This is a genomic window from Bradyrhizobium sp. McL0615, from assembly GCF_049993905.1.
Taxonomy (GTDB): domain Bacteria; phylum Pseudomonadota; class Alphaproteobacteria; order Rhizobiales; family Xanthobacteraceae; genus Bradyrhizobium.
Genome location: NZ_CP188254.1, coordinates 2,820,463 through 2,844,928 on the forward strand (window position 1 = coordinate 2,820,463; position 24,466 = coordinate 2,844,928).

Consider the following 24,466-nt stretch of genomic DNA (forward strand, 5'->3'; position numbering starts at 1 on the left):
TTCCCGATGCGTCCATCGCAACGCAAAACAATCGCTTGAGGTTCAAATGACGGCGGAAGTCACTCAACTCATCACCATTGAGGCCGCCGAACACGTGGCGGAATCGCCGTTCTACATTCCGATGACGGGCCCGGCGACGCGGCAGCGCCGCTCGCTCAAGCATGACGACACCTTTATCGTGCTGGACAGCCACGGCGATATCGGCGCCTCTGCCGGCGGACCCGACGGCCTGTTCAACGCCGACACGCGTTATCTGGCGCGGCTCGAAATGGTGCTCGACGAAGTCCAGCCGCTGTTGCTCGGCTCCAATCTGCGCGACGACAATTCGGCGCTGACCGTCGACCTCACCAATTCCGACGTGTACCGCAACGGCAGGCTGGCGCTGCAGAAGGATACGCTGCACATCGTGCGTTCGATTTTCCTGTGGCGCGGCACGGCCTACCAGCGCATCGCTCTGCAAAATCACGGCGACCGGCCGGCGAGCTTCGACCTGACGCTGCTGTTCGACAATGACTTCGCCGATTTGTTCGAGGTGCGCGGCGAGCGCCGGCCGCGCCGGGGCGTGGGCTCCAGCCGGTTGCTCGGCCCCGCCGACGTCGTGCTCGAATATAGCGGGCTCGACGGTCAGATCCGAATTACCGCCCTGCATTTCGAGCCGCGGCCGACCCGGCTCGCCACCCACTCGGCGACCTTTCATTTCGACCTGGAGCCGAAGGAAGCGACCGCCTTGTTCGTCGCGGTATCCTGCAACAAGCCGATCATGCAGAAGCCGCCGCCGTTCTTCCGCGGCCTGCTGGCACATCGTCGCGAGATGCGGCGCTCGACAGCAGGCGCGGCCAGCATCGAGACGTCGAACGATATCTTCAATGAGGTGCTGTGCCAGGCGATGGCCGACCTCAACATGCTGATGACCGAAACGCCGCAGGGCAGATATCCCTATGCGGGCATTCCCTGGTATTCGACCACGTTCGGCCGCGACGGATTGATCACCGCGCTGCAGATGCTGTGGATCGATCCGCGCATTGCCCAAGGGGTGCTGCGGCGGCTGGCTTTCTTTCAGGCCAAGACCACCGATCCGCTCGCCGACGCCGAGCCCGGCAAGATCCTGCACGAGATGCGCGGCGGCGAGATGGCCGCGCTGCGCGAGGTGCCGTTCGCGCAGTATTACGGCAGCGTCGATTCGACGCCGCTGTTCGTGCTGCTGGCCGGTCTCTACGTCGAGCGTACGGGCGACGACGAAACGCTGGCCGAGCTGTGGCCGGCGATCGAGGCGGCGTTGCAATGGATCGACGTTTCAGGCGATCCCGATCACGACGGTTTTGTCGAATACCAGCGCGCCACCGAGCAGGGGCTTGCCAACCAGGGCTGGAAGGATTCCTTCGACGCGATCTTCCATGCTGATGGACAACTCGCCGAAGGCTATATCGCGCTGGCGGAGGTTCAGGGCTATGTCTTTGCCGGCAAGCGGTTGGCGGCGCGCTGCGCCCGGCGCCTGGGAAAGATCGACCAGGCGGCGCAGCTCGAATCCGCGGCGCTGCTGTTGGCCGAGCGTTTCGAGGAGGCGTTCTGGTGCGAGGAGCTCGGCACCTATGCGCTGGCGCTCGACGGCGCCAAGCGGCCATGCAAGGTGCGTACGTCGAATGCCGGCCAGCTTCTGTTCACCGGCATCGTCCGAACCGATCGAGCGCGGAGGGTTGCGGCCGATCTGATGAGCCAGAAATTCTTTTCGGGATGGGGCATCCGCACCGTTGCGCGCGGCGAGGCCCGTTACAACCCGATGTCCTATCACGACGGGTCGATCTGGCCGCACGACAATGCGCTGATCGCGCTCGGCTTCGCGCGCTACGGCCTCAAGCATTCGGTGGCGCATTTGTTCAGGGGTTTGTTCGACACCGCGAGCTATATGGATCTGCGGCGGCTGCCGGAATTGTTCTGCGGATTCCAGCGCGAGAGGCGGCGCGGACCGGTGCTCTATCCCGTCGCCTGCGCGCCGCAGGCCTGGGCCAGCGCGACGCCGTTCAGCCTGCTGGAAGCAGCCCTCGGTCTCGAATTCGATGCCGCACGCGGTGAGATCCGCCTGCGCGATCCGCATTTGCCGGAATTCCTCAACGAAGTGTTGTTGCGCGATCTGCGGCTCGGGCCTTCCAGCGTCGACTTGAGGGTTCGCCGCCACGGCGATGAAGTGTCGCTCGAGGTGGTGCGAACGCGAGGCCAGATTCAGGTGTCGATCGTATTGACGCATTGAGGGGCCATGCGCGGCTCATTGTATCCAGGAGTTAGGTGACCACATGCGCATTGGTATTCTTATTCTGTTTCTGATCGCTGGATTGGCCGGTGGTCCGGCGTCTGCGGCGGAGGACACCGGCGCGACGCAAGGTGCCCGCACGGCTCCGACCGACGCCGCCAAGGAACCCGCGCCGCCGCCGTCGGTTACCGTGATTGGTGCCAAGGATGCCCACGGCATTCTCGGCCGCGAGGTTCGCAGTGCCGCGAACGAGGATATGGGGCGCGTCGTCGACGCAATCGTGGATCGTGAGGGCAATGTGCGCGCCGCCGTGATCGATTTCGGCGGTTTCCTCGGTGTCGGCAGCCGGAAGATCGTCGTCGACTGGGGCGCGCTGCGTTTCGGCGGCGTCGCAAACAAGCGTGACAGCATCACGCTCGAGCTGACCAAGGCGCAGGTGTCGGCGGCGCCCGAATACAAGGAGGACGCGCCGGTCATCGTGCTCGGTGCGGCCGGCCGTCTGCAGCCGTGGGATTTCGATCACTAGCGCATGATCCGGAACAGTTGCTACCGGTTTTCCCCGGGACAAACGCAAGGCGTTTGTCCGGAGTTCATGCCCAAATAAGGAGGAGCAGCAGCTGGTCGCGCGTCCATCCCCATCGTTTGATCGGATTGACGACGGTCGCCGCGGGCGATCCGCCGGTGACGACAATGTTATGCTGCTGCCGCCCGCGCCCGGCGGCAAGCCAAAACCGTCGCGTGAAAGCCAGCGCGGCCTCGACTGGTTCATCTTCTTTCTCGCCGACGTTCAGACCGGCTTCGGGCCGTTCGTGGCGGTCTATCTGACCACGCAGAAATGGACGCAGGTCGAGATCGGCTTCGTGCTGTCGATCGGTGGCATCATCGGCCTGCTCGGGCAGATGCCGGGCGGCGCTATCGTCGATGCCGCGCGTTCCGAGCGGCTAGTGGCGGGCCTCGCGGTCGCCACCATCGGCTGCGCCGCGCTGGCCTATGCGTTATGGCCGATCTTTCCGGTGATAACTGCAGCGGCGGCGCTGCATGCGCTGGCGAGCTGCGTGCTGGGTCCGGCGATTGCGGCGATCAGTCTTGGCCTGGTCGGGCCCTTCGCGATGGGGGAACGGCTTGGGCGTAATGCCCGCTTCGCTTCGCTCGGCAACGGCTCGGCGGCGGCGCTGATGGGCGCGACCGGTTACCTGCTGTCGAGCCGGTCGGTGTTTCTCGTGACCTTCATGCTCGCGATCCCGACATTGCTGGCGCTCTCGCGGATTCGCGAGAAAGAGATCGATGTGGCTCAAAGTCATGGCGCCCTCGTGCGGGAGGTTCCCGATAAGGAGGCCACCAGTGTCTTCCACCTGCTGCGCCAGCGTCCGTTGCTGATTTTTGCGGGCGGCGTGCTGCTGTTTCAGCTCGCGAACGCCGCCATGCTGCCGCTGATGGCCGGCGTCGTCACCATGCGGTCGAGCCAATGGGCGCCGGTGCTGATTGCGGCCTGCATCATCGTGCCGCAGGCCATTGTCGCGCTGGCCTCGCCCTCGGTTGGCCGCAAGGCTCAGGTGTGGGGCAGGCGGCCGTTGCTGCTGTTGGCATTCGGCGCGCTGGCGATCCGCGGCCTGCTGTTTGCGGTGGTGAACGATCCCTATCTTCTGGTCGCGGTGCAGGTGTTCGACGGCATCACCGCGGCGGTGCTCAGCGTGATGATCCCGCTGATCGTGGCCGACGTCGCCTTCGGCAGCGGCCACTTCAATCTGGCGCAAGGCATCGTCGGAACCGCGACCGGTATCGGCGCGTCATTGAGCACGGTGCTGGCGGGCTATATCAGCGACACGTTTGGCAGCAGCTTCGCCTTCACGGGACTGGCCGGGGTCGCAGCCGTCGGCCTGACGGTGATCTGGCTGTTCATGCCGGAGACGCGGCGGGTTGAGTAAGCGTGAGGCGCGCGGTGAGTAGCGCCGAGATGGCTAGCGACGCGCCGACGCCAGCGACGCAGGCGGTCCATCCGAAGCGGTCGAACAACAGGCCCAGCACGGCGCTGCCGACCAGACCACCGAGGAAATAGCAGGCAAGGTAGGTGCCGCTTGCAATGCCGCGGTTATCGCCGGCGGCCTGCCCGACAAAGCCGGTGGCGCAGGCCTGCGCGAAGAATGTGCCGACGCCGACCAGCACCATTCCCGCCAGCACCTCTGGCAGATGCGAGGACAGCATCAGCGGCAGGCCCAGAGCGGCGGCCGCGAGCGCGCTCCAGATCGCCGGCCGGGTGCCGAAGCGCGCCACCGCCCTGCCGGCGAACAGCGTCGTGACCATGGAGGGGGCGAACACGAAATAGACCAGGCCGAGATCCATCCGCCCCAGCGACAGCGGCGCGCGCACCAGCACGAAATTGACGAAGGTGAAGGTGCCGATAAAGGCGAACAGGATGCAAAAGCCGATGGCAAAGGCCGAGCGCAGCGCCGGGTTGCGCCAATGTCCGATCGTGGCAGCCAACGGCGATCGCGCCGTGGGCATCGCATGCATCGGCTTGACGCGCTGGATGGTGAAGTAGACCAGCACCGCGCCGGCAAGATTGAGCAGCGCGAAGAAATAGAAGTTCGAGGCCAGCCCGATCGTGTCGACTAAAGCAGCCGACACCAGCCGTCCGACCAGATTGCTGGCGACGTTGCCAGTTATATAGGCGGCGAACGCGCCGCCTGCGTCCATCGAACTGCATTGCTCGCCGAGATAGGCGAGCGTCAGCGCAAATGCCGAGGCCATGCAGAGTCCCTGCGCGATGCGCAGGATCGTGAACACGGTTAGATCGGGGGCGCTCGCCAGCAGCGTGGTGGGGATCGCGAGCAGGACCAGGCTCAGGAGTATGCCGAACCGGCGGTCGATGTGTGGGCTCAGGAAGCCAACCACGAGCCCCGCGACCGCCATGCCCATGGTGCTCGCATTGACCGCAAAGCCCATCGCCGCGGGGGTCACGTTGTAATGCCGGGTCAGCGAGGGGAGGATCGCCTGCGTGGCGAACAGATCGACCACGGTCAGGAACGCCGTGAGACCGGTGACGAGGGACCGCAGCACCGCGCCGGGTGAATGACCGTGCATTTCCATCGCTTCCGATTTCATTTGCGCGGAGATATCGGTCATGGCGCTGCTCAATGCTGCTCTTGAGAAAGAAGGATGTGACGCCTGGGCGCGTGGGGCGACACGTGAGACCCCAGGCCGTCACATCCGGCAACGAGACGTCGGATGGCGCTCGTTACAGCTCCTTACATGTTGTGGTCGTGCGGATCCTTGCGGACGTCGCCGACATAGAGAATAACGGTCTCCTTGCCGAGGTTTTTCCACCAGTGCGAGGTGCCGGCGACTTCCGGCCTGATCTCGCCGGCCTTATGCACGATCGGCTCGGCGCAGTTGCTGGCATATTCGACGATCTCGCCCTGCTGGACGAAGATCAGCGCGGGACGATCGTCATGGCTGTGCCAAGGCACGATCCCGCCGGGCTCGATGGTGAGCTTGCGGAAGCGCAGCTCGCGATCCCTGATATTGGCTGGCTGCTTTTCGAGATTGATCGCGCCAAGCGTCACGTCGGTAACGCCGACCGGCTTGGTGTCGACCATCGGGCGGACGTTGGGCTGCATCTTGCCGGCCGGGCATTCGCCGGCAATGGCGCCGGAGGTTGCCGCAAACGAGCCTGCGACGATTGCGGCAAGCGCGAGGCCCTGCCGGATCGTATGTGGCGTGACGTTGGACTTGGACATGTCGTGGTCTCCTCTTCAGGTTATGCGGCTCGGAATGATCCGGCCGGCTACGTCACGACAGTCGCGGAATTGGCGCGGAAGAGGAAATGCCGGTTGACTCTCGACTCCATAGCGTCGCGCTATTGCAGTCTCTCAATACGCCGCGGCTATCGAACCGATTGTGCAACGGCATTTCTCATTCAGGCCAGGCGGCCCTCTGATGGGACAGCGCCCGATTGGCGGGCGTCATTTGTCATTCATCCTGAGGACCCCCATGACCACACTGTCCAAGACCCTCATTGCCGCCACTGCTTTTGCGGCGATTGCAACTTCTGCCTTCTCGCAGGCTCCCATGGAATTCAAGTCGGGCATGGCCCACGTCTATGTCGGAGGAAAAATGTCCGGCATAACCATAGCCCCCGGCGAGAAGAACCATGAGGCGATGATGAAGAACGCCACCAAGGTGCCGAACAACACCGTGTTCTTCATGAACAATGGCCAGCTCTATTCGACCTCGGGTATGCTCGACCCGACGGGTAACTTCTATATTCCCTGATCCAGGGCGTTCAACACCTCCGGGCCTCCTCTTGCGGGTGGCCCGGACCGGAAAATAGTATCGAGCAGCCGAATGCCGGAGCAGAACATGTTGCTATCAGCAGCCAATGCCGAACGCCTCAAGCAGGCGTTTCAGCAATGCCGTGACATGGAGGGCACCTTGCGCGATCAGCTAGAGGCCTACGCCGCGGCGGGACGGGAGATCTTTCCGGCCTACGGCGAGGCGGTCGATCGGCTGGTGGTGCGACTCAATCAGAATGGCGGCGGCGAAAACGCGCCGCGGCCGGGCGAGGCGATGCCGCCGTTCCTGCTGCCGGACGAGACCGGCCGGCTGGTCAGCCTGAAATCACTGCTCGACCATGGCCCGGTTGCGGTGATGTTTTATCGCGGGCATTGGTGCCCTTATTGCCGGCTGAATGTGCGGGCGGTGATCCAGGCCCAGGACCGGATCAAGGCGTTGGGCGCGCAAACGGTTGCGATCATGCCGGAGACGCAGGCCTATGCCGGGAAATTCAAATCCGAGGCGGCAGCGCCGTTTCCGGTGCTGAGCGACCTCGATAATGGCTACGCACTGTCGCTCAATCTTGCGATCTGGCTCGGCACCGAAATCCAGCGGTTGCTGTCATACCAGGATATGGCGAGCTTCCAGGGCAATGACGGCTGGGTGTTGCCGATCCCGGCGACCTTCGTGGTCGGTCGCGACGGATTGGTGAAGGCGCGCTTCGTCGATCCCGATTTCCGCAAGCGCATGGAGATCGACGACCTGATTGCCGCGCTGAAGGGCGCGAGCGAAGCACGGTAACGCTTCTCTCAGACGCCAGACGACTTGGCAATGAATTGCGGCCAGTCGGCGCCGCGCAGCATTCGCATCACGGCGGATGCCACTGCAGTCCGTTCGCGCCCGGCGACGCCGTAGAGGTTCACGGTGCGCCGCGCATCCAGCCCTTCGACGGCGGTACGTTTAAGCGTCGGCGGGATCGAGGCGGTATCGGGTACCACGGCGACGCCGATATCGGCCTCCAGCAGTTCGATCAAATCGCGTTCGGAAGCGATCTCGTGGCTGCGATCGACGTCGAGCCCATGTTCGCGAAGCGAAGTGTTCACCCGCGCCGCATGTTCGCAGTAATTCCGCGACAGCAATTGCTCGGCACGAAGATCGCTGAATTCGATTTTGTCGCGCGTCGCCAGCGGGTGGTTCTTGTTGACGACGAGTTGAAAGCTTTCCGTGAACAGCGGCCAGGTGTCGAGCCGTTCCCATTCCTCGCTGATCTCGGCGGCAATGCCGAGCTCGGCTTCACCCTTCTTGAGAAACTCGGCGACTTCGCGGGCATTACCGCGCAGAAACCGGAACTCCAGGCGGTTGAACAGCCGCTTGATCTGGTCGAGATGCGGAATCAGGAGCGACAGGTCGACGGAATGGGTCAGCGCGATCCGGAGCGCGCCGACTTCGCCGCTCTTGAAGGACGAGGCAAGTTCGCGTGCGCCGGTCGCTGCCTCATAGCACTGCTTGAGCAGCGGATGCATTCGCTGGCCGAGTTCGGTCAATTGCGCGGCGGGACGCTCGCGGCGAAACAGGTCGCCGCCGAGTTCGGCTTCCAGCTGCTTGATGGCCCGCGTCAGCGACGGTTGTGTCACGTTGCACTCGTCGGCGGCGCGCGTGAAGTTGAGCACGCGCGCGACCGCAAGGAAGTAGCGAACCTGATGCATCTCCATGGCGGTGCCCCGTTTAATCGTGTCCGGAACGTACCCGATCGCGGCGCTCGACGACACCATAACCGCGATAGCGTCAGCGTATGGTTTTGGAAGCCAAACGGCATTTCCTTCCATGAAGACGGCCGGGCAGGGTGGAGCCGAGATGGTCAGCGTAAAGCGCTGAATCCCCGCACGAAAGGAAGGCCCATGAATATCCAGCTCAAAGCCCAGGACGCTGCGGCCTCGCGGCCGCTGACCGGCAAGGTCTCGCTGATCACGGGTTCGACCAGTGGCATCGGGCTCGGGATTGCCCGCGCGCTGGCGCAGGCCGGCTCGGCGGTGGTGCTGAACGGTTTTGGCATCGCGGCCGAGATCGCCAAGACCCGGGATCGGATTGCCGCCGATTTCGGTGTCGAAGTCAGCTATTCCGCGGCCGACATGACGAGCCCGGAGGCGATTGCCCAGATGATCGCGGCGACCGTCGCCAGTCACGGCCGGCTCGATATTCTGGTCAACAATGCCGGCATCCAGCATGTCGCGCCGCTCGAGCAGTTTCCGGTCGAGAAATGGGATGCGATCCTGTCGATCAACCTGTCGTCGGCGTTCCACACCACGCGGCTGGCGTTGCCGGCCATGCGCCAGAACAGGTTCGGGCGGATCATACACATCGCGTCTGCGCATGGATTGGTCGGGTCGCCCTTCAAGGCGGCCTATGTCGCGGCCAAGCATGGCATCGTAGGCCTGACCAAGGTGACCGCGCTCGAGACCGCCGAGGACGGCATTACCTGCAATGCGATCTGTCCCGGATATGTCTATACGCCGCTGGTCGAGGCGCAGATCGACAGCCAGGCCAGGGCGCACGGCATTTCCCGCGAAAAGGTCATCCACGATGTGTTGCTGGCGCAGCAGCCCAACAAGCACTTTGCCTCGGTCGAGGAATTGGGCGCGCTGACGGTCTTTCTCGCCAGCGACGCGGCGGCATCGATCACGGGCACGGCGTTGCCGGTCGATGGCGGCTGGACTGCCCATTAGCGCCGCGAATATCCAAGGGAGCGTGACATGAGAGATGTTCAGGACATCGGCTTTTCGCCGAACAGATCGCAGGCCAAATCCGATCCGGGACAGGTCGTACTGGTGCTGCAAGGCGGCGGTGCGCTCGGCTCCTATCAGGCCGGCGTCTATCAGGCGCTGCATGAAGCCGGGATTGAGCCGGACTGGATCATCGGCACCTCGATCGGCGCGATCAACGCCAGCCTGATCGCCGGAAATGTGCCGCACATCCGGCTGTCGCGCTTGCGCGAGTTCTGGAAGAAGATGGAGCAGAACCCGGTCTGGAGTTTTCGCGACATCCTTCCGGGGTTCAACGAAAAGCTCTCTTACTGGTCGACGGTGACTAACGGCATTCCCGGCTTCTTCCGGCCCAACCCGCTCGCCCATGCCGGCGACGGTTATCCGCTCGGCGCCGACAATGCCGGCTATTACTCGACCTCGCCGCTGGAGCGGACGCTGACGGAACTGGTCGATTTCAATCTGGTCAACCAATGCACGCCGCGCCTGACGGTCGGCGCCGCCCATGTCCGCACCAGCCAGATGCGTTATTTCGACAGCCGCGATGGCGAACTCGGCGTCAGGCATATCATGGCCTCGGGTGCGCTGCCGCCGGCATTTCCGGCGGTACGCATCGACGGCGAGCTTTATTGGGACGGCGGCATATTGTCGAACACGCCGACCGAGGCGGTGTTCGACGACAATCCGCGCAAGAACTCGCTGATCTTCGCGGTGCATTTGTGGAATCCGTCCGGGCCTGAGCCGACCACGATGGCGGAGGTGCTCAATCGCCACAAGGACGTGCAGTATTCCAGCCGGATCGCCAGCCATATCGCGCGGCAGCAGCAGGCGCATCGCCTGCGCCACGTCATCAACCAGCTTGCTGCGCGTCTGCCGGAGTCTGAGCGCAACAGCGAAGCGGTGAGAGAGCTTGCCGGCTATGGCTGCCCGACCCGGATGCATGTGGTGCGGCTGCTTGCTCCACAGCTCAGCCGCGAGGATCACACCAAGGATATCGATTTCAGTCCGTCCGGCATTATGCAGCGCTGGGACGCAGGTTACCACCACACCAGGGCGGTACTCGAAAGGAAGCCCTGGCTCGGCGGGTTCGATCCGCTCTCCGGCGTGATTCTCCACGAGCAGATGGAAGTCATGCCGGAAGCGGCTGAGTAAGGGACGTCACGCGACGATGGAAGGCGCGATCGTCTTGCGGTACAGCGAGCTATAAAGGGCGGCCGACAGATCCCAGCTAAACGACCGCGCCATCGCACTGCGCCGCATCGCATCGAGCCGGTCCTTGGCGCGGAACGCATCGAAGGCGCGCCGGACGCCACCGAGGAAAGATTCCGCCGACGGCTGCGAAAACAGGAATCCGGTTTCGCCATCCTTGATGGTCTCCGCCAGTCCGCCGGTCTGGTGGCCGATCGGCAGCGATCCGAACCGCTGCGCATACATCTGGCTCAGCCCGCACGGTTCGAACCGCGACGGCATCAGCGTGAAATCGCTGCCGGCAAAAATCCGCCGCGCCTGAGCGTCGTTGAAGCCGATGACGACGCCGATCGCATCGGGCCTGCGGCGGTGCGCGTTGACCAGCGCCTGTTCGATCTGGGCTTCGCCGCTGCCGGTCACCACGATCTGTCCGCCGGCCTCGATGATTTCGTCAGCCGCGGACAAAACGAGATCGACGCCCTTCTGGTGCACCAGCCGGGCAACAAGTCCAAACAGCGGACCCCGCGACAGCGCCAGGCCGAACTGCTTGCGTACGTAATCGGCGTTCGCCTGCTTGCCTTCCCAGTCGCCGGAAACGAACGTCTGCGCCAGATGCGCGCAGGCGCTGGGATCCCAGCTTTCGTCGATACCGTTCAGGATGCCGGTCAGTTGGGCGGCGTCCGAGCGGCGCTGCAACAGACCTTCCAGCCCGCAGCCGAGCTCGCGCGTCGTGATCTCCTTCGCATAGGTGGTGCTGACGGTGGTCAGGTGCGAGGCGTAGACGAGGCCCCCCTTGAGGAACGAGACATGGTCGTAGAACTCCAGCCCATCGATGTGGAAGGAACTTTCGGGCGCCCCGATCCGGCGCAGCGAGTCCTGCGGGAACAGTCCCTGATAGGCGAGGTTGTGAATGGTCAGGATCGAGGGGACCTTTGAGCCTCGCCATGCCAGATAGGCCGGCGCCAGCGCGGCCTGCCAGTCGTTGGCGTGAACCAGGTCCGCTGCCCAATTCTTGTCCAAGGTGCCCGCGGCAAGTTCGGCGGCGGCGGAGGCGAACCGACCGAACCTGACGTCATTGTCCGGCCAGTCGCGCCCTGATTCGTCGCCATAGGGATTGCCCGGTCGGTCGTACAACTGGGGGCAGAGCAGGACGTAAACCGGCAGACCATCCTTGGTCGATGCCCGCCCGAGCGAGCAGGCCGGCATCTCCGCCAGCGCGGGACATTCCCCAACGATTTCAATGTGGGTGAACTGTTCGATGATGTCCCGGTAACCGGGCAACATGATCCGGACGTCACTCCAGCGGCGCAGCGCCCGCGGCAGTGCCGCAGATACGGCGGCGAGACCGCCCACCCGGACAAAATCATCCATTTCAGTGGTGACGAACAAGACCTTCAAGGCAAACGTCCTCGTACCAACCGCAACGCTACAGATGCAAGAATGGGTCCAACTTCCTTACCCTTATAACGCGCGCTCGGGGTCGTCGTTCCTGAGCGAACTGCTTTCCTGTCGACGCTGCACAATTTAGGGTCTCGGCCGCCAACCAAAACGAATGGCCGGAAAAGGCCTAGGGAGTTTCACGCAATGACGATAGCCGGCAATGATCAGAGGAATTTGACAGGCAGCTTTACCGGCCTGCGGGTCCTCGATTTCTCCACCACGATTGCCGGCCCCCATTGTACACGAATGCTCGCTGACATGGGAGCGGAGGTTATCAAGATCGAGACCGAGGAAGGCGAGACGATGCGGACCCGCCCGCCGGTGCGGAATAGCTGCTCGACCGCCTTCGGCCAGCTCAATGTCGGCAAGAACAGCCTGGTCCTGGATTTGAAGTCGCCGCAGGGTGCCGAAGCCGTTCGCCGGCTGGTCGCGACCGCGGATGTGCTGGTGGAGAATTTCCGTCCGGGCGTGATGCGGCGACTGAAGCTCGATTACGCCGCGCTGCATGAGGCCAACCCGAAGCTGATCTATTGCTCGATCTCGGGATACGGCCAGACCGGGCCGTCGGCCGAACTGCCGGCCTATGCGCCGGTGATTCATGCGGCCTCCGGCTATGAGATGGCGCATCTGGCCTATCAGCCCGGACGCAGCCGGCCGGACTATTGCGGCATCTATCACGCCGACGTGCTGACCGGCGTCTATGCGTTCGGCGCCATCTCGGCGGCGCTGTATCAGCGCAACGCGACCGGGCAGGGCCAGCATATCGACGTCTCAATGCTGGAATCGATGCTGAGCCTGACGCTGAGCGAATTGCAATGGGCACAATTCGAAGTGAAGCCGACGCAGCGGCCGATGTTCGGCCCGATCGTGACGGCGGATGGCTATGTGATGGTGGCGATCGCCAGCGAGAAAACTTTCCAGAGCCTGATGCAGGTGATCGGTCACCCGGAATGGGTGAGCGATCCGCGCTTTGCGAAATATTCCGACCGCCGGGAAAACTGGGTGAGCCTGATGGAAGGCGTCGAGGCGTGGTCGGGCACCGTCACGACCGAACAGTGCCTCGTTGCGCTCAATGCGCGCGGCGTTCCGTCATCAGCCTATCGCACCGTCGCCGAGGCGCTGCGCGATCCGCAGATCGCCCACCGCGGTGCATTGGCCGAGGTCGAGGACGGCGGTGGCACCTTCAAGGTGCTCAACCTGCCGTTCCGCATGTCTGGCGCCAAAGTGTCGGCGGCGCGGCGCATGTCGACGCTCGGCGAGCACACGCGTGCCTACCTGAAAGAGACCGGCCTGTCGGAGGATGAAATCGCAGCCTTTGCCGGCAAGGCGCAGATAGCGGGACGCGGCTGACGGTGCGGTCCGCATAGCGAAACATGAACCTGCGGCGTTTCATCTGCGGGTTGCGAACGGCCTTGCCCGCGACGGCGATTCCAGACAATCTTACCGCAGCGATCATGATCCGGAATACCGGACGGATGACACATCGGGAGGGAACATCAATGAAAGCTGCGATCCGTTCGAGTGCGCTTGCGCGTATATTTCTTGTGGCGGGATTTGGTGTGGCATTGTCGGCTATGCCCGCCAACGCGCAGAAAGCGGGCGGCAGCATCACCGTCGGCCTCGAACTGGATATCCCTGGTTTCGACCCGTTGAAGGTCGGCGTTTACGACACCTCGGCGGAAACCGCGGCGGCAGCGATTTTCGACACGCTCGTTGCACTGGATGACAACGGCAAACCGGTCCCGAAGCTGGCGTTGTCCTGGACCCATTCGGACGACTACAAGACCTGGACCTTCAAGCTCCGGCCCGGCGTCAAATTCCACGACGGCACGCCGTTCAATGCGCAAGCGGTCAAGGAGAACTTTGACCGGCAGAAAGATCCGGCCAATAAATGCCGATGCGCGTTCTACATCGCCTACGTCAACAACGTGCAGGCGCCCGACGAGTTGACGGTGGTCTATAATCTGAACGATCCGCAGGTGAACCAGCCTGCACTGATGACCATTCAGAGTTCCAACAATGTCGTTCACTCGCCGACGGCGTGGAAGACCAAGGGCGACGACTACAACCGCAATCCCGTCGGCACCGGCCCCTACATCCTGAAGTCATGGACGGCGGGCGACCGCATGGTGCTGGAAAAGAATCCGGACTACTGGAACAAGGGCCATCCCTATCTCGACCGCATTGTGTTGAAGCCGCTGCCGGATGCGCAGTCGCGCTTTGCCAGCCTGCAGTCGGGCGAGGCCGACATCGTCTGGGACGACGAATACAGCGCCGACAACATCGCGCGCGCGCAAAAAGATCCCAAGATGAAGGTGCACACCTATGCCGGGTCCGGCGCGCAGGTTTACGCCTTCAACACCAAGGTCGCACCGTTCGATGATGTCCGCGTGCGCCAGGCGTTGGTGATGGCACTCGACCGCAAGAAGATGTCGCAGGCGATCACGAATGGCCTAGCGAGGCCTGCCAGCAACCCCTATGGCGACGGTTCCTGGGTCAAATGCAAGGACGATGGTGCGCTCCCCGAAGACCTCGAGAAGGCAAAGGCGCTGATCAAGGATTACGGCAAGCCGGTCGAGTTCAAGATGATCGTTACCGCGACCCCGCGCGGCCGCACCATCGGTCAGGTGCTGCAGCAGTTCTGGAAACGGGCTGGCGCCAATATGGAGATCGAGCAAATCGATCAGGCTACCGTCGTGCCGCGCGCTTTCATGCGCCAATTCCAGTTGACGCCATGGCGGATCGTCGATCTTGCCGATCCCGATCCCCAGATGTACGCCAACTTCCGCACGGGCAGCCCGGTCGCGCTTGCCAATTACTCCAATCCCGAACTGGACAAGCTGCTCGACCACGCGCGAGTCACGGCCGATCCGGAAAAGCGAACCGAGGATTATTGCGCGATCAGCCGCATTATCAACCAGGAGGCGATCTGGTTCTGGTCCTTCCAGAACACCTATTACGCGATCGCGACATCCAAGCTGAAGGGCCTGCCAAAAATCTATCACGGGGTGATCGACGTATCGGACACCTGGCTGGAATGATCTTCCATGCTGTTCTTTGTCGCGCGCAGGCTTCTGTATCTGATACCGGTTCTGATCGCCGTATCGCTGTTGACGTTCTTCATCGCGTCGCTTTTGCCGGGCGATCTCGCTTACGTAATCCTCGGCGATCAAGCGACGCCGGAGAACGTTGCGGCGCTCCGCAAGGATATGGGGCTCGATCAGCCGGTCTGGATACGTTACTTCAGCTGGCTCGGTAACATCCTGCAGGGTGACTTCGGTCGGTCGTTCCGCACCGGGCAAACCGTGCTGCAGGCAGTAACCGAACGGCTGCCGGTATCGTTCGAACTGATGATCCTGGCCGAGATCATGGGCCTCGTCATTGGCGTGCCGCTCGCCATCGTTTGCGCCGCACGCAGTGGCGGCGCCTTCGATCGCTTCATGACCGGCAGCGCGTTTGCCATGCTTTCCGTACCGGCCTTCCTGTCGGCGATCCTGCTCATCTATCTATTCGCGGTGGAACTGCGCTGGTTGCCGGCGACGGGGTACGTGCCCTTCGCCGAAGACCCCATCGCGAATCTGCGGTTCATGGTGCTGCCTGCGTTGACGCTGGCGCTCGCCGAATGGCCGGGGATCATGCGGGTGCTGCGATCGGACATGATCGCAACCCTGCAGGAAGATTATATCGCGCTGGCGAAAGCCAAGGGATTGAAGGCCTCGCGCATCCTGTTCGTGCACGCGCTGAAGCCCTCGTCGCTCACTCTGGTCACGATAACCGGCATCAATATCGGTCGATTGATCGGTGGCACTGTCATCGTGGAAACGATTTTTGCCTTGCCGGGAATCGGCCGGCTGCTGGTCGGTGCCATCTACACCCGCGACCTCATCATCCTGCAGGGTGTGGTGTTGATTGTCGCCGCCGGCTTCGTGATCATGAACTTTATCGTCGATCTGCTCTACGCCGTCCTCGATCCCAGGATTCGTCATGGCCACGCTTGAACTCACCATCGACGAGGGCGTCGCGGCGCGACCGGCAAAGCGCGGACGCCGATTGGGACTGCTGTTCTGGATAGCGACCGGTTGGATGATTTTCATGTTCACGGTCGCGATCCTTGCGCCTGTGCTGCCGCTACCGAGCCCGACCGACATGGACATGCTGGAACGACGTGCTCCGTTCTCCATGGAGCACTGGCTCGGAACCGACGGTCTTGGCCGCGACGAGCTCTCAAGGCTCGTCTATGGCGCGCGGATTTCGCTCGTGGTCGGGCTGTGCGCGCCGATGATCGGGCTCACCATCGGCGGCGCGCTCGGCATGCTGGCGGGCTATTTCCGTGGCCGGTTCGAGTCCGTCGTGGTTGGCAGCATGGACGTGCTGCTGGCGTTTCCGCCCCTGATCCTGGCGCTGGCTGTGACCGCCTTTCTCGGGCAGTCGATCCTCAACCTCACCTTCATTCTCGGTGTGCTCGGCATTCCCGCCTTCATGCGGGTGGCGCGGGCGGCGACGCTGACGCTGGCGCGTCGTGAATTCGTCATCGCGGCGCAGGCGTTGGGAGCGACGCATGCGCGCATCCTGTTGCGCGAACTATTGCCGAACGTCATCCTGCCACTGTTTGCCTTCTTCCTGCTCGGCGTCGCTGTTACCATCGTGGTCGAGGGCGCCTTGTCGTTCCTCGGCCTCGGTGTGCCGCCGCCGATATCGAGCTGGGGCAGCATGATCGGGGAGGGGCGCGAAAGCCTGGAGGTCGCGCCGAGGCTCGCCTTCCTTCCGGCGATCGCGATGTTCCTGACCGTGCTCTCCTTCAATCTCATCGGCGATACGCTGCGTGCGCTCACCGATCCACGTCAGGGCGCGCTGTGACCGGGAATAACCTGCTTTCCGTCGAGGACGTTGTCGTCGATCTGCCGACGCCGCGCGGCAATTTGCGCGCGGTGGATCATGTCGACCTCACGGTGGGCGCGGGCCGGACGCTCGGCGTCGTCGGCGAATCCGGCTGCGGCAAGACCATGTTGTCGCGGGCGATCCTGCAATTGCTGCCGAAGAAGGCAAAACTCTCTGGCCGCGTGATGTTCGACGGGCAGGATCTGCTGCAGCTCTCGCCGGAGAAACTGCGCAAGCTGCGCGGGCGCTCGCTGGCGGTCGTGTTCCAGGATCCGATGACCTCGCTCAACCCAGTGCTCACGATCGGCACCCAGTTGATCGAGACGCTGCAGGAGCATCTGGAACTCGACGACGCCACCGCCACCAGACGCAGTGTCGAATTGCTCGCGGCGGTCGGCATCCCCGCGCCCGAGCAGCGGCTGGTGCAGTATCCGCACCAGCTTTCCGGGGGCATGCGCCAGCGGGTGGCGATCGCGATCGCACTGTCCTGCGAGCCAAAACTGCTGATCGCCGACGAGCCGACCACCGCGCTCGACGTCACGATCCAGGCGCAGATTCTCGACCTGCTGGCGCGCGAGCAGCGCCGCCGCCACATGGCGATGATCCTGATCACCCACGATCTCGGCGTCGTCGCCGGCCGCACCGACGAGGTCGCCGTGATGTATGCCGGCCGCGTGGTCGAGCGCGCACCGACGCCGGCCTTGTTCAAGAAGATGCGGATGCCCTATACCGAAGCGCTGCTCGCGGCGCTGCCACGGCTCGATGCCGCGCCCCACACGCCGCTGCCGGCGATCTCCGGACGTCCGCCCGATCCGACCCGGCCGCTGCAGGGCTGCTCGTTCTCGCCGCGCTGCCGCTATGCGGTGGCCCGCTGCCAGACCGAGAAGCCGGCGTTGACGGAAGCCGAGTCCCGCGACCATCAATATGCCTGCTTCCGTCCCATCGAAGTCCGCGTGGGAGCCGTCGCATGATGCAGCAAGCCGTGTCGGCCGCTTCAGGCGAGCCGCTGCTCGCCGTCGACGACCTGGTCGTGGAATATCCCGTCGGCACCAAGATCGTTCATGCCGTGTCCGGCGTGTCCCTGCAGATCGCGCGCGGCGAGACGCTGGGTCTGGTCGGCGAATCCGGTTGCGGGAAGTCGACGCTGGGCCGGGCGGTGCTGCAGCTGCGCCGGCCGACCTCGGGACGGGTTTTGTTCGACGGGCACGATCTCACGACAATGCAGGGCGATGCGCTGCGCCAGATGCGCCGGCGCGTGCAATTGATCTTCCAGGATCCGATCGCCTCGCTGAACCCGCGACGCAAGATCGGCGACATCGTCGCCGAGCCGCTGGTGATTGCAGGCGTCAAGGACCCGGAGAAGCGCGAGCGGCTCATCCACGAGGTGCTGAGCGCGGTCGGGCTTGACCCGACCCTGGTCGTGGGGCGGCTGCCGCATGAATTCTCCGGCGGACAGTGTCAGCGCATCTGCATTGCGCGCGCCCTCATTCTCAATCCGGAGTTCATCGTCTGCGACGAGCCGGTCTCCGCGCTCGATGTGTCCATCCGCGCCCAGATCCTCAATTTGCTGGAAGAGATGAAGGGCCGGTTCGGCTTGACGCTATTGTTCATCGCGCACGATCTCGCGGTGGTGAAGGCGGTGAGCGACCGCGTCGCGGTGATGTATCTCGGCCGGTTGTGCGAGGTCGGCCCCTCCGAACAGCTTTTCGCCCGGCCGGCGCACCCCTATACCGCGCTGCTGATCGAGGCCATCCCGGTACCCGATCCGGACGTCCGCCCCACCGAGACCGTGCCGGTGGGAGAGCCGCCATCGCCGATCGCGCCGCCGTCCGGCTGCCGGTTTCGCACCCGCTGTTCCCGCGCCGATCCGCGATGCAGCGACGAGATGCCGGAACTGCGCGCCGTGGCGCCCGGCCAGTTCGTGGCCTGCCATCACCCTCTGATCTGAATAACGAAGACTGCCGCCCGCGTTTGTCTCGATTGGGCAGACGTGGCAATGTCCGTCCTCAGAAAGTCTACGCCCAAGAACAAGAATGACGGGAGAGAAGCGATGAAGAGTTTTCAGGTCGCCGAGTTCAACGCACCGCTGAAAGAGGTGGATCAGGAGACGCCGCAGCCGACAGGCACGCAGGTGCTGATCAAGGTGAAGGCGGCCGGCGTCTGCCACAGCGACATTCACATCTGGGAAGGCGGGTATGATCTCGGCCATGGCCGCAAGCCGCTGTCGCTGAAGGACCGCGGCGTGTCGCTGCCGCGCACGATGGGCCACGAGACGGTCGGCGAGGTGGCGGCGTTCGGGCCCGACGTGACGGCCGCCGACAAGGGCGGTCTCAAGGTGGGCGATGTCGCACTGGTTTACCCCTGGCTCGGCTGCGGCAAATGCGCAACGTGTGTGGGCGGCGACGAGAACATGTGCGTCGTCAAGCCGAACGCGCTCGGCGTCTATTGCGACGGCGGCTATGCCGATCACATGACGGTGCCGAACCCAAAATACCTGTTGAATCTGAAAGGGCTCGATCCCGTTACCGCGGCGCCCTATGCCTGTTCCGGCGTCACCACCTACAGCGCGCTGAAGAAGGTCGAATCCGCCTTCAATTCGCCGATCGTCATCTTCGGCGCCGGCGGGCTCGGCTTGATGGCGCTGTCACTGTTGAAAGCGATGGGCGGCAAGGGCGCCATCGTGGTCGATATCGATGCCCGCAAGCGCGAAGCCGCGGAAGCGGCCGGTGCACTCGCCACCGTCGACGGCAAGGCGCCGGATGCGCTCGAGCAACTGGCAAAGGCGGCTGGCGGCCCCATTCGCGCCGTGATCGATCTCGTCGGCAATGCGCAGACCACGCAGCTCGGCTTCGACTGCCTGACCAAGGGCGGCAAGCTCGTCATCGTCGGCCTGTTCGGCGGCGGCGCGACCTGGGCGCTGCCGCTGATCCCGATGAAGGCGATCTCGATCCAGGGCAGCTACGTCGGCAATTTGCGCGAAACCGCGGAATTGCTCGAACTGGTTCGCAACAAGATGATCGCGCCGATTCCGGTGACGACGATGCCGCTCGCGAAGGCCAACGAAGCGTTGACCGATTTGCAAAAAGGCAAACTGGTCGGCCGCGCCGTGCTGACGCCGTAGGCCTCCGGCCGTCGCCTTCGTCATTGCGAGCGCAGCGAAGCAATCCATCTATCCGTTCTGCGGCGCTATGGATTGCTTCGCTGCGCTCGCAATGACGGCAACTACCTTCTGACCTGTCAAGGAACCCCATGTCCGCAAACAACGCCCTCCACATCGCCGTGCTCGGCGGCGATGGCATTGGCCCTGAAGTGATGGCGCCGGCGATCGAAGTGCTGCGCAAGATCGAAGCGACGACCGACCTGAAGTTTCGCTTCACCGATGCCCCGGCCGGCGCCAACAATTATCTCGCGACCGGCAAATCGATGCCGGATTCGACGATCCGGTTGTGCGAGGAGACGGATGCCATCCTGCTCGGCGCCTGCGGCCTGCCGTCGGTGCGCTACCCTGACAATACCGAGATCGCGCCGCAGATCGAACTGCGCTTCCATTTCGACCTCTATGCCGGCGTGCGCCCGGCGCGGCTCGTTCCGGGTGTGCCGAGCCCGATCGTCGGCGCCGACCAGCGCGGTATCGACCTCGTGCTGATCCGGGAATCCACCGAGGGCCTGTTCGCCTCAATGGGCAAGGGTGTGGTGACCGATAACGAGGCGCGCGAGACGCTCGTGATCACCCGCAAGACCTCGGAGCGCCTGTTCGAGTTTTCGTTCCGCCTTGCCGAACGCCGCAAGGCGCGCGGCAAGACCAATGGCGGCCTGACCTGCATCGACAAGGCCAACGTGTTCAGGGCGTTCGCGTTTTTTCGCGGAATGTTTGATGAAGCTGCGAAACGCCATCCCGGCGTCAAGACGGACCGGGTCTATGTCGACGCCTGCTCGCTGATGATGGTGAAGCGTCCCTGGGATTTTGACGTCATGGTGACGGAGAACATGTTCGGCGACATTCTCTCCGACCTCGCTGCCGGCCTGATCGGCGGCCTCGGCATGGCGCCGTCAGCCGATATCGGCGACCGCTACGCCGTGTTCCAGCCCTGCCACGGCACCGCGCCTGACATCATGGGGCAGGGCAAGGCCAATCCCACCGCGATGATCCTCTCAGCCGCGATGATGCTGGACTGGCTGGCCGACAAGCACGGGCTCGAAAGCGCCGCCGAGGCCGGCGAGCGCATCGAGCGCGCGGTGGACAAGGCCTATGCAGGAGGCATCAAGCCGATGGAGTTCGGTGGCAGCAACGGCACGGCTGACGTGACGAAGGCGGTGCTGGCGGCGCTATAGGATGGGTTGAGCGACTCAATCGTGAAGGCATGTAATGAATCGATTCACCCCAACCGTACTGGAAATTGACACGGGCGTAAGTATCGGTGTTTCTGACGCCGGGATATGGAGTGTCAGAGCGGGAGATAACAGATTCTCGCTTGAGGAAACCAACGATTTTTTTCGGGTCTGGCTGTTATTTGAGCGGCCTTTCCCGGAGGTGAAGGCTGATCTCGAGCGCGTTGCTGCCGACGCGAAAGTAGACGCTTCTTTTCCGTTTGCGAAGCTAATTGGATCAGCCTTGAATGCGATGTCAGGTCATTGGACCGAATGCGCAATGACCTGGGTACCGTTTCTAACTCTGATGGAGAGGGCGCCCTTGAAAAGCCTCTTCATCGAGGTGAGAGACTCAAAGTGGGCAAGCCAGAAGATCAGACAGCTCGCACGCAAGTATGTGAGCGAAATCGAACGTGGCGTCCAAAGCGGGCGACACTAGAAAGTAGCATGGCGAGCCAGCGGAGCGAGTTGTTGATCGTCGCCTTGTGTGTCAGTAAGCCACCGTCGTCATACCCCGCGAAGGGGCATCCAGTACGCCGCGGCTCCTATGTTCAATCATTGGCGTCTCCGGAATACTAGATCATCCGCCCCAGTGCGCAATTGCGCACTGGGGCGGATGATGACCGCGGAGAGTGAGCCGCCAAAGATTACTTCCCCTTGAACTGCGGCTTGCGCTTTTCCATGAACGCCGTTCGTCCTTCGCGAAAATCTTCCGAGTCCATGCAGGCCATGCCGATCTTCTTGATCGCATCCATGTCGCGCTTGCTTTCGTCCTTCAGCACTTCGGCAATCGTGATCTTGGCGGCCTTGATCGCCAGTGGTGCGTTGCCGGAGATGGTGCGCGCGATCTCCATGGTGGCGTCCCATAATTCCGCCCCTGGCAGCACGCGGTCGACCAATCCGATCCGCAGCGCTTCCGCAGCTTCGATCCGCATTCCCGTGTACATGATGAGCCGCGCCCAGGATGGCCCGACCAGCGAGACCAGGTGCTTGAGACCGTCATAGCCATAGGCAATGCCGAGTTTTGCGGCGGGAATGCCGAACTGGCTGTTGTCGGAGGCAATGCGAATATCCGTCAGCATCGCCACCTGCATGCCGCCGCCGAGACAGAAGCCGCGGATGCAGGCAATGGTCGGCTTCGGGTAACTTGCCAGCAGCGCACGCTGCGCCTCGCTCCGTTTCGAATATTCCTCCGAGGCCGCTGCATTGTGGCGGGTCTTTTCAAACTGGCTGATATCTGCGCCCGAAACAAAAGCCTTGTCGCCGGCGCCGGTCAGGATCACGACGCGCACGTCGGGATTGTCGCGCAGATCGACCAGCGCGCGGCCGAGGCCCTCCCACATCTCGAGCGACATCGCATTGCGCTTGTCGGGATTGTTGAAGGTGATGACGCCTATGCCATCGCGGACGCTTTGCAGGATCTTGCCGTCGGCATGGGATGTTTCGGCGTTGTTCGGGGTATCTAGCATCGGGGCTTCCAGTCCATTTCAGGAATCAACGAAGGGGCCGAAATTTGCCTGGGCGTAGGCCGGCCGCGCCTGCAGTCTAGTCCACCACGCCGCGACGCGTGGATGTTTCTTTTCGGTCATCTCATCCGGCGCAATTTCCTCGTCGATGCGCTTCACGAAGGGGGCTGCGGCGATGTCGGCGATCGAGTAGGCCTTGCCGACCAGCCATCCGGACGGCTTCATCGCTTCCTCCATCTTGTCCAGCAGCACGACCAGTTTGGCCCGCGCCGCGTCGCGCTCCTCCTCGGTGTAGGGTTTGCGCGCGGCCCGGAGCCAGGCTTCCTGCCGCTCCTTGCTCGGGATGTTCTTGAGTTTTTCGGCGAGTTCCTGGTCCGACCATTGCGCCGCGGTCTTCGCCAGATGATGCCGCCAGTTGAAGATGATGAGATTGCCGATCAGCCCATCGATGTGCCGGATCCAGTTGCGCATCTCGGCGCGTTCGTAAGGCGTATCCGGCCGGAGCGGGGAAGCGGGAAACGTCTCGTCGAGATATTCGCAGATCGTGCCGCTTTCGTGCAGCGGCCGGCCGTCATGGATCAGTGTCGGGATCACGCCGAGTGGATTGATCCTGAGATATTCCGACGAATGATGCTCCATGGCCGCCATGTCGACCACGTGGCCTTCATAGGCGAGGCCTTTCTCCGCCAGGCATAGCCGGACACGGCGCGAAGCGCTCGAACGCCAGCCGTGGTGAAGGATGATCATTGTCGCCTCCCGAAGCCGATGGACCGGTCTTTTTATCGAGAGTGTGGTGCCATGTTTCATCGGCCCCGGGCAAGGTCGCGTTCGGGGACAGGCTGATGGCAGTTTCGCCGGACTAGTCGATACCGGATGGCTTTGCGGCCTACATCGAGACCGGGATCGAGCGCCGGGCACCAATCAAAAATCAGGCGCCAGGTTCGAATAAGCGGAAAATTTCTTCAGAAAATCTCTTTAAAGGCTCGCGCTCGCACGAAACGACCGGAAGCTTTCACCGACGATGGCGCTCAGGCCTAGCGCAGCAACAGGCTACCCGGCGATTTCTCGCGTCGATTAAAACGGGTCCGCGGTGCTGCGATCCAGGCGCGATATTGCCTAGGCCTCGTTGGCCGCGATCGATTCCATCAAGGACACCAGCTGACGCTGTACGGTCTGGTCCTTGATCTTGCTGTAGGCACGCAACAGCCTCAGGCTGAACGCGCTATCCAGGAAGAGCAGGCTCTCGACTTCGCGCGCCTTGCCGTCGCCGTCGTAGAAGAACGTCACCGGCACGTCGAGCGCGGTAGCGATTTGCTGAAGGCGAGCAGCGCCGACACGGTTGACGCCCTTCTCGTACTTCTGGACCTGCTGGAAGCTGACGCCAAGCTTGTCGCCGAGCTCCGCTTGAGAGATTTTCTGTTCCACACGCCGCAGGCGAATTCGCTTGCCCAATTCGATATCGGGTTTGCCCGCGCTGCGCTGCTTCATCTTCTTCGCTGCTGATCTGTTCATTCTGGTTTTACCGTCCTTCAATCGGGAAACCCTGGCAAAAGTAGGTCAGAGGTTCATCCGCATTTGCCGTGTTTAAAGTCAGTCCGAACCGTGAGGTTGTAAAGAGAACCACAGGAATCCTGAGATATTACGGGATGGTAGCCAAACGCATGCGCGCATGGGAAGCATCCTGATACCGGCGCCGCCAACCACTTAAAGCTGTCGGCACCCGGGGCGCAATTGGAAAAAACCCCGCGCTCTACATTTGACAAAATATTCGACAAACCACAACCACCGCGAGTTCAAAGGTCACAGATTTTGGCCGGCATGCTTACTGCGGCGCGGTGAAGCACCGGATT

At 63.0% G+C, this 24,466-nt stretch carries 23 protein-coding genes; 16 read left to right on the forward strand and 7 right to left on the reverse strand.

Annotated elements, in window-relative coordinates; genetic code table 11:
• Window positions 1–46: 46 nt before the first annotated feature.
• The 3 genes from ACPPVP_RS13460 to ACPPVP_RS13470 all read left to right on the forward strand — a co-directional run bounded on the left by ACPPVP_RS13460 (window position 47) and on the right by ACPPVP_RS13470 (window position 4,170).
• Complete coding sequence (locus ACPPVP_RS13460) at window positions 47–2,245, forward strand: glycogen debranching N-terminal domain-containing protein (protein WP_426534919.1); 2,199 nt, start codon at window positions 47–49, stop codon at window positions 2,243–2,245.
• Window positions 2,246–2,288: 43 nt separating this feature from the next.
• Complete coding sequence (locus ACPPVP_RS13465) at window positions 2,289–2,771, forward strand: PRC-barrel domain-containing protein (protein ID WP_426534921.1); 483 nt, start codon at window positions 2,289–2,291, stop codon at window positions 2,769–2,771.
• Between the two features lie 169 nt (window positions 2,772–2,940).
• Window positions 2,941–4,170 (forward strand): MFS transporter, encoded by a 1,230-nt coding sequence (locus ACPPVP_RS13470; RefSeq protein WP_426534923.1) that lies wholly within the window; start codon window positions 2,941–2,943, stop codon window positions 4,168–4,170.
• Here ACPPVP_RS13470 and ACPPVP_RS13475 read toward each other — a convergent pair.
• A complete protein-coding gene (locus ACPPVP_RS13475) occupies window positions 4,142–5,368 on the reverse strand; it encodes an MFS transporter (protein ID WP_426534925.1) in 1,227 nt (408 codons plus the stop codon). The genes ACPPVP_RS13470 and ACPPVP_RS13475 overlap by 29 nt on opposite strands.
• A gap of 122 nt (window positions 5,369–5,490) precedes the next feature.
• Window positions 5,491–5,982, reverse strand: coding sequence for a cupin domain-containing protein (locus ACPPVP_RS13480; RefSeq protein WP_426534927.1), 492 nt, complete (start codon window positions 5,980–5,982; stop codon window positions 5,491–5,493).
• Between the two features lie 253 nt (window positions 5,983–6,235).
• Between ACPPVP_RS13480 and ACPPVP_RS13485 the strand changes: the two genes are divergently transcribed.
• Both ACPPVP_RS13485 and ACPPVP_RS13490 read left to right on the forward strand, forming a co-directional pair.
• Entirely contained in the window at window positions 6,236–6,517 is a 282-nt protein-coding gene (locus ACPPVP_RS13485; RefSeq protein ID WP_426534929.1) for a hypothetical protein, read from the forward strand.
• 87 nt (window positions 6,518–6,604) lie between these two features.
• Window positions 6,605–7,318, forward strand: coding sequence for a peroxiredoxin-like family protein (locus ACPPVP_RS13490; RefSeq protein ID WP_426534931.1), 714 nt, complete (start codon window positions 6,605–6,607; stop codon window positions 7,316–7,318).
• Window positions 7,319–7,326: 8 nt separating this feature from the next.
• Here the strand turns inward: ACPPVP_RS13490 and ACPPVP_RS13495 are convergent, their stop codons facing one another.
• The gene (locus ACPPVP_RS13495; protein ID WP_426534933.1) at window positions 7,327–8,229 is read right to left on the reverse strand and encodes a LysR family transcriptional regulator; all 903 of its coding nucleotides are present in this window, start codon (window positions 8,227–8,229) and stop codon (window positions 7,327–7,329) included.
• Between the two features lie 186 nt (window positions 8,230–8,415).
• Between ACPPVP_RS13495 and ACPPVP_RS13500 the strand changes: the two genes are divergently transcribed.
• Window positions 8,416–9,240: a 3-hydroxybutyrate dehydrogenase gene (locus ACPPVP_RS13500; RefSeq protein WP_426534935.1), complete on the forward strand. Its 825-nt coding sequence runs from the start codon at window positions 8,416–8,418 to the stop codon at window positions 9,238–9,240.
• 27 nt (window positions 9,241–9,267) lie between these two features.
• Entirely contained in the window at window positions 9,268–10,428 is a 1,161-nt protein-coding gene (locus ACPPVP_RS13505) for a patatin-like phospholipase family protein (RefSeq protein WP_426534937.1), read from the forward strand.
• Between the two features lie 6 nt (window positions 10,429–10,434).
• Here ACPPVP_RS13505 and glgA read toward each other — a convergent pair whose 3' ends face one another.
• Window positions 10,435–11,862 (reverse strand): glycogen synthase GlgA, encoded by a 1,428-nt coding sequence (gene glgA / locus ACPPVP_RS13510; RefSeq protein WP_426534939.1) that lies wholly within the window; start codon window positions 11,860–11,862, stop codon window positions 10,435–10,437.
• Between the two features lie 186 nt (window positions 11,863–12,048).
• Between glgA and ACPPVP_RS13515 the strand changes: the two genes are divergently transcribed.
• The 9 genes from ACPPVP_RS13515 to ACPPVP_RS13555 all read left to right on the forward strand — a co-directional run bounded on the left by ACPPVP_RS13515 (window position 12,049) and on the right by ACPPVP_RS13555 (window position 21,589).
• Window positions 12,049–13,254, forward strand: coding sequence for a CaiB/BaiF CoA transferase family protein (locus ACPPVP_RS13515; protein WP_426534941.1), 1,206 nt, complete (start codon window positions 12,049–12,051; stop codon window positions 13,252–13,254).
• Window positions 13,255–13,403: 149 nt separating this feature from the next.
• Window positions 13,404–14,945, forward strand: a complete 1,542-nt coding sequence (locus ACPPVP_RS13520; protein WP_426534943.1) for an ABC transporter substrate-binding protein — start codon at window positions 13,404–13,406, stop codon at window positions 14,943–14,945.
• Window positions 14,946–14,951: 6 nt separating this feature from the next.
• A complete protein-coding gene (locus ACPPVP_RS13525) occupies window positions 14,952–15,902 on the forward strand; it encodes an ABC transporter permease (RefSeq protein ID WP_426534945.1) in 951 nt (316 codons plus the stop codon).
• Window positions 15,889–16,761: an ABC transporter permease gene (locus tag ACPPVP_RS13530; RefSeq protein WP_426534947.1), complete on the forward strand. Its 873-nt coding sequence runs from the start codon at window positions 15,889–15,891 to the stop codon at window positions 16,759–16,761. The genes ACPPVP_RS13525 and ACPPVP_RS13530 overlap by 14 nt, the downstream gene beginning before the upstream one ends.
• Window positions 16,758–17,753: an ABC transporter ATP-binding protein gene (locus tag ACPPVP_RS13535; protein WP_426534949.1), complete on the forward strand. Its 996-nt coding sequence runs from the start codon at window positions 16,758–16,760 to the stop codon at window positions 17,751–17,753. Before ACPPVP_RS13530 ends, ACPPVP_RS13535 begins: the two co-directional genes overlap by 4 nt.
• Entirely contained in the window at window positions 17,750–18,730 is a 981-nt protein-coding gene (locus ACPPVP_RS13540; RefSeq protein WP_426534951.1) for an ABC transporter ATP-binding protein, read from the forward strand. Before ACPPVP_RS13535 ends, ACPPVP_RS13540 begins: the two co-directional genes overlap by 4 nt.
• Window positions 18,731–18,832: 102 nt before the next feature.
• On the forward strand, window positions 18,833–19,903 hold the full coding sequence (locus ACPPVP_RS13545; RefSeq protein ID WP_426534953.1) for an alcohol dehydrogenase: 1,071 nt from the start codon (window positions 18,833–18,835) through the stop codon (window positions 19,901–19,903).
• A gap of 128 nt (window positions 19,904–20,031) precedes the next feature.
• A complete protein-coding gene (locus tag ACPPVP_RS13550) occupies window positions 20,032–21,114 on the forward strand; it encodes an isocitrate/isopropylmalate dehydrogenase family protein (protein ID WP_426534955.1) in 1,083 nt (360 codons plus the stop codon).
• Window positions 21,115–21,148: 34 nt separating this feature from the next.
• Complete coding sequence (locus ACPPVP_RS13555) at window positions 21,149–21,589, forward strand: hypothetical protein (protein ID WP_426534957.1); 441 nt, start codon at window positions 21,149–21,151, stop codon at window positions 21,587–21,589.
• Window positions 21,590–21,797: 208 nt separating this feature from the next.
• On the opposite strand, the gene ACPPVP_RS13560 is transcribed toward ACPPVP_RS13555, so the two are convergent.
• The 3 genes from ACPPVP_RS13560 to ACPPVP_RS13570 form a co-directional block, all read right to left on the reverse strand.
• Window positions 21,798–22,619, reverse strand: a complete 822-nt coding sequence (locus ACPPVP_RS13560; RefSeq protein WP_426534959.1) for an enoyl-CoA hydratase — start codon at window positions 22,617–22,619, stop codon at window positions 21,798–21,800.
• An 18-nt stretch (window positions 22,620–22,637) separates the two neighbouring features.
• Window positions 22,638–23,363, reverse strand: coding sequence for a glutathione S-transferase family protein (locus tag ACPPVP_RS13565; RefSeq protein ID WP_426534961.1), 726 nt, complete (start codon window positions 23,361–23,363; stop codon window positions 22,638–22,640).
• A gap of 369 nt (window positions 23,364–23,732) precedes the next feature.
• Window positions 23,733–24,128 carry a helix-turn-helix transcriptional regulator gene (locus ACPPVP_RS13570; RefSeq protein ID WP_334388833.1) on the reverse strand — a complete coding sequence of 132 codons (396 nt, stop codon included), beginning with the start codon at window positions 24,126–24,128 and terminating at the stop codon, window positions 23,733–23,735.
• Window positions 24,129–24,466: the final 338 nt, after the last annotated feature.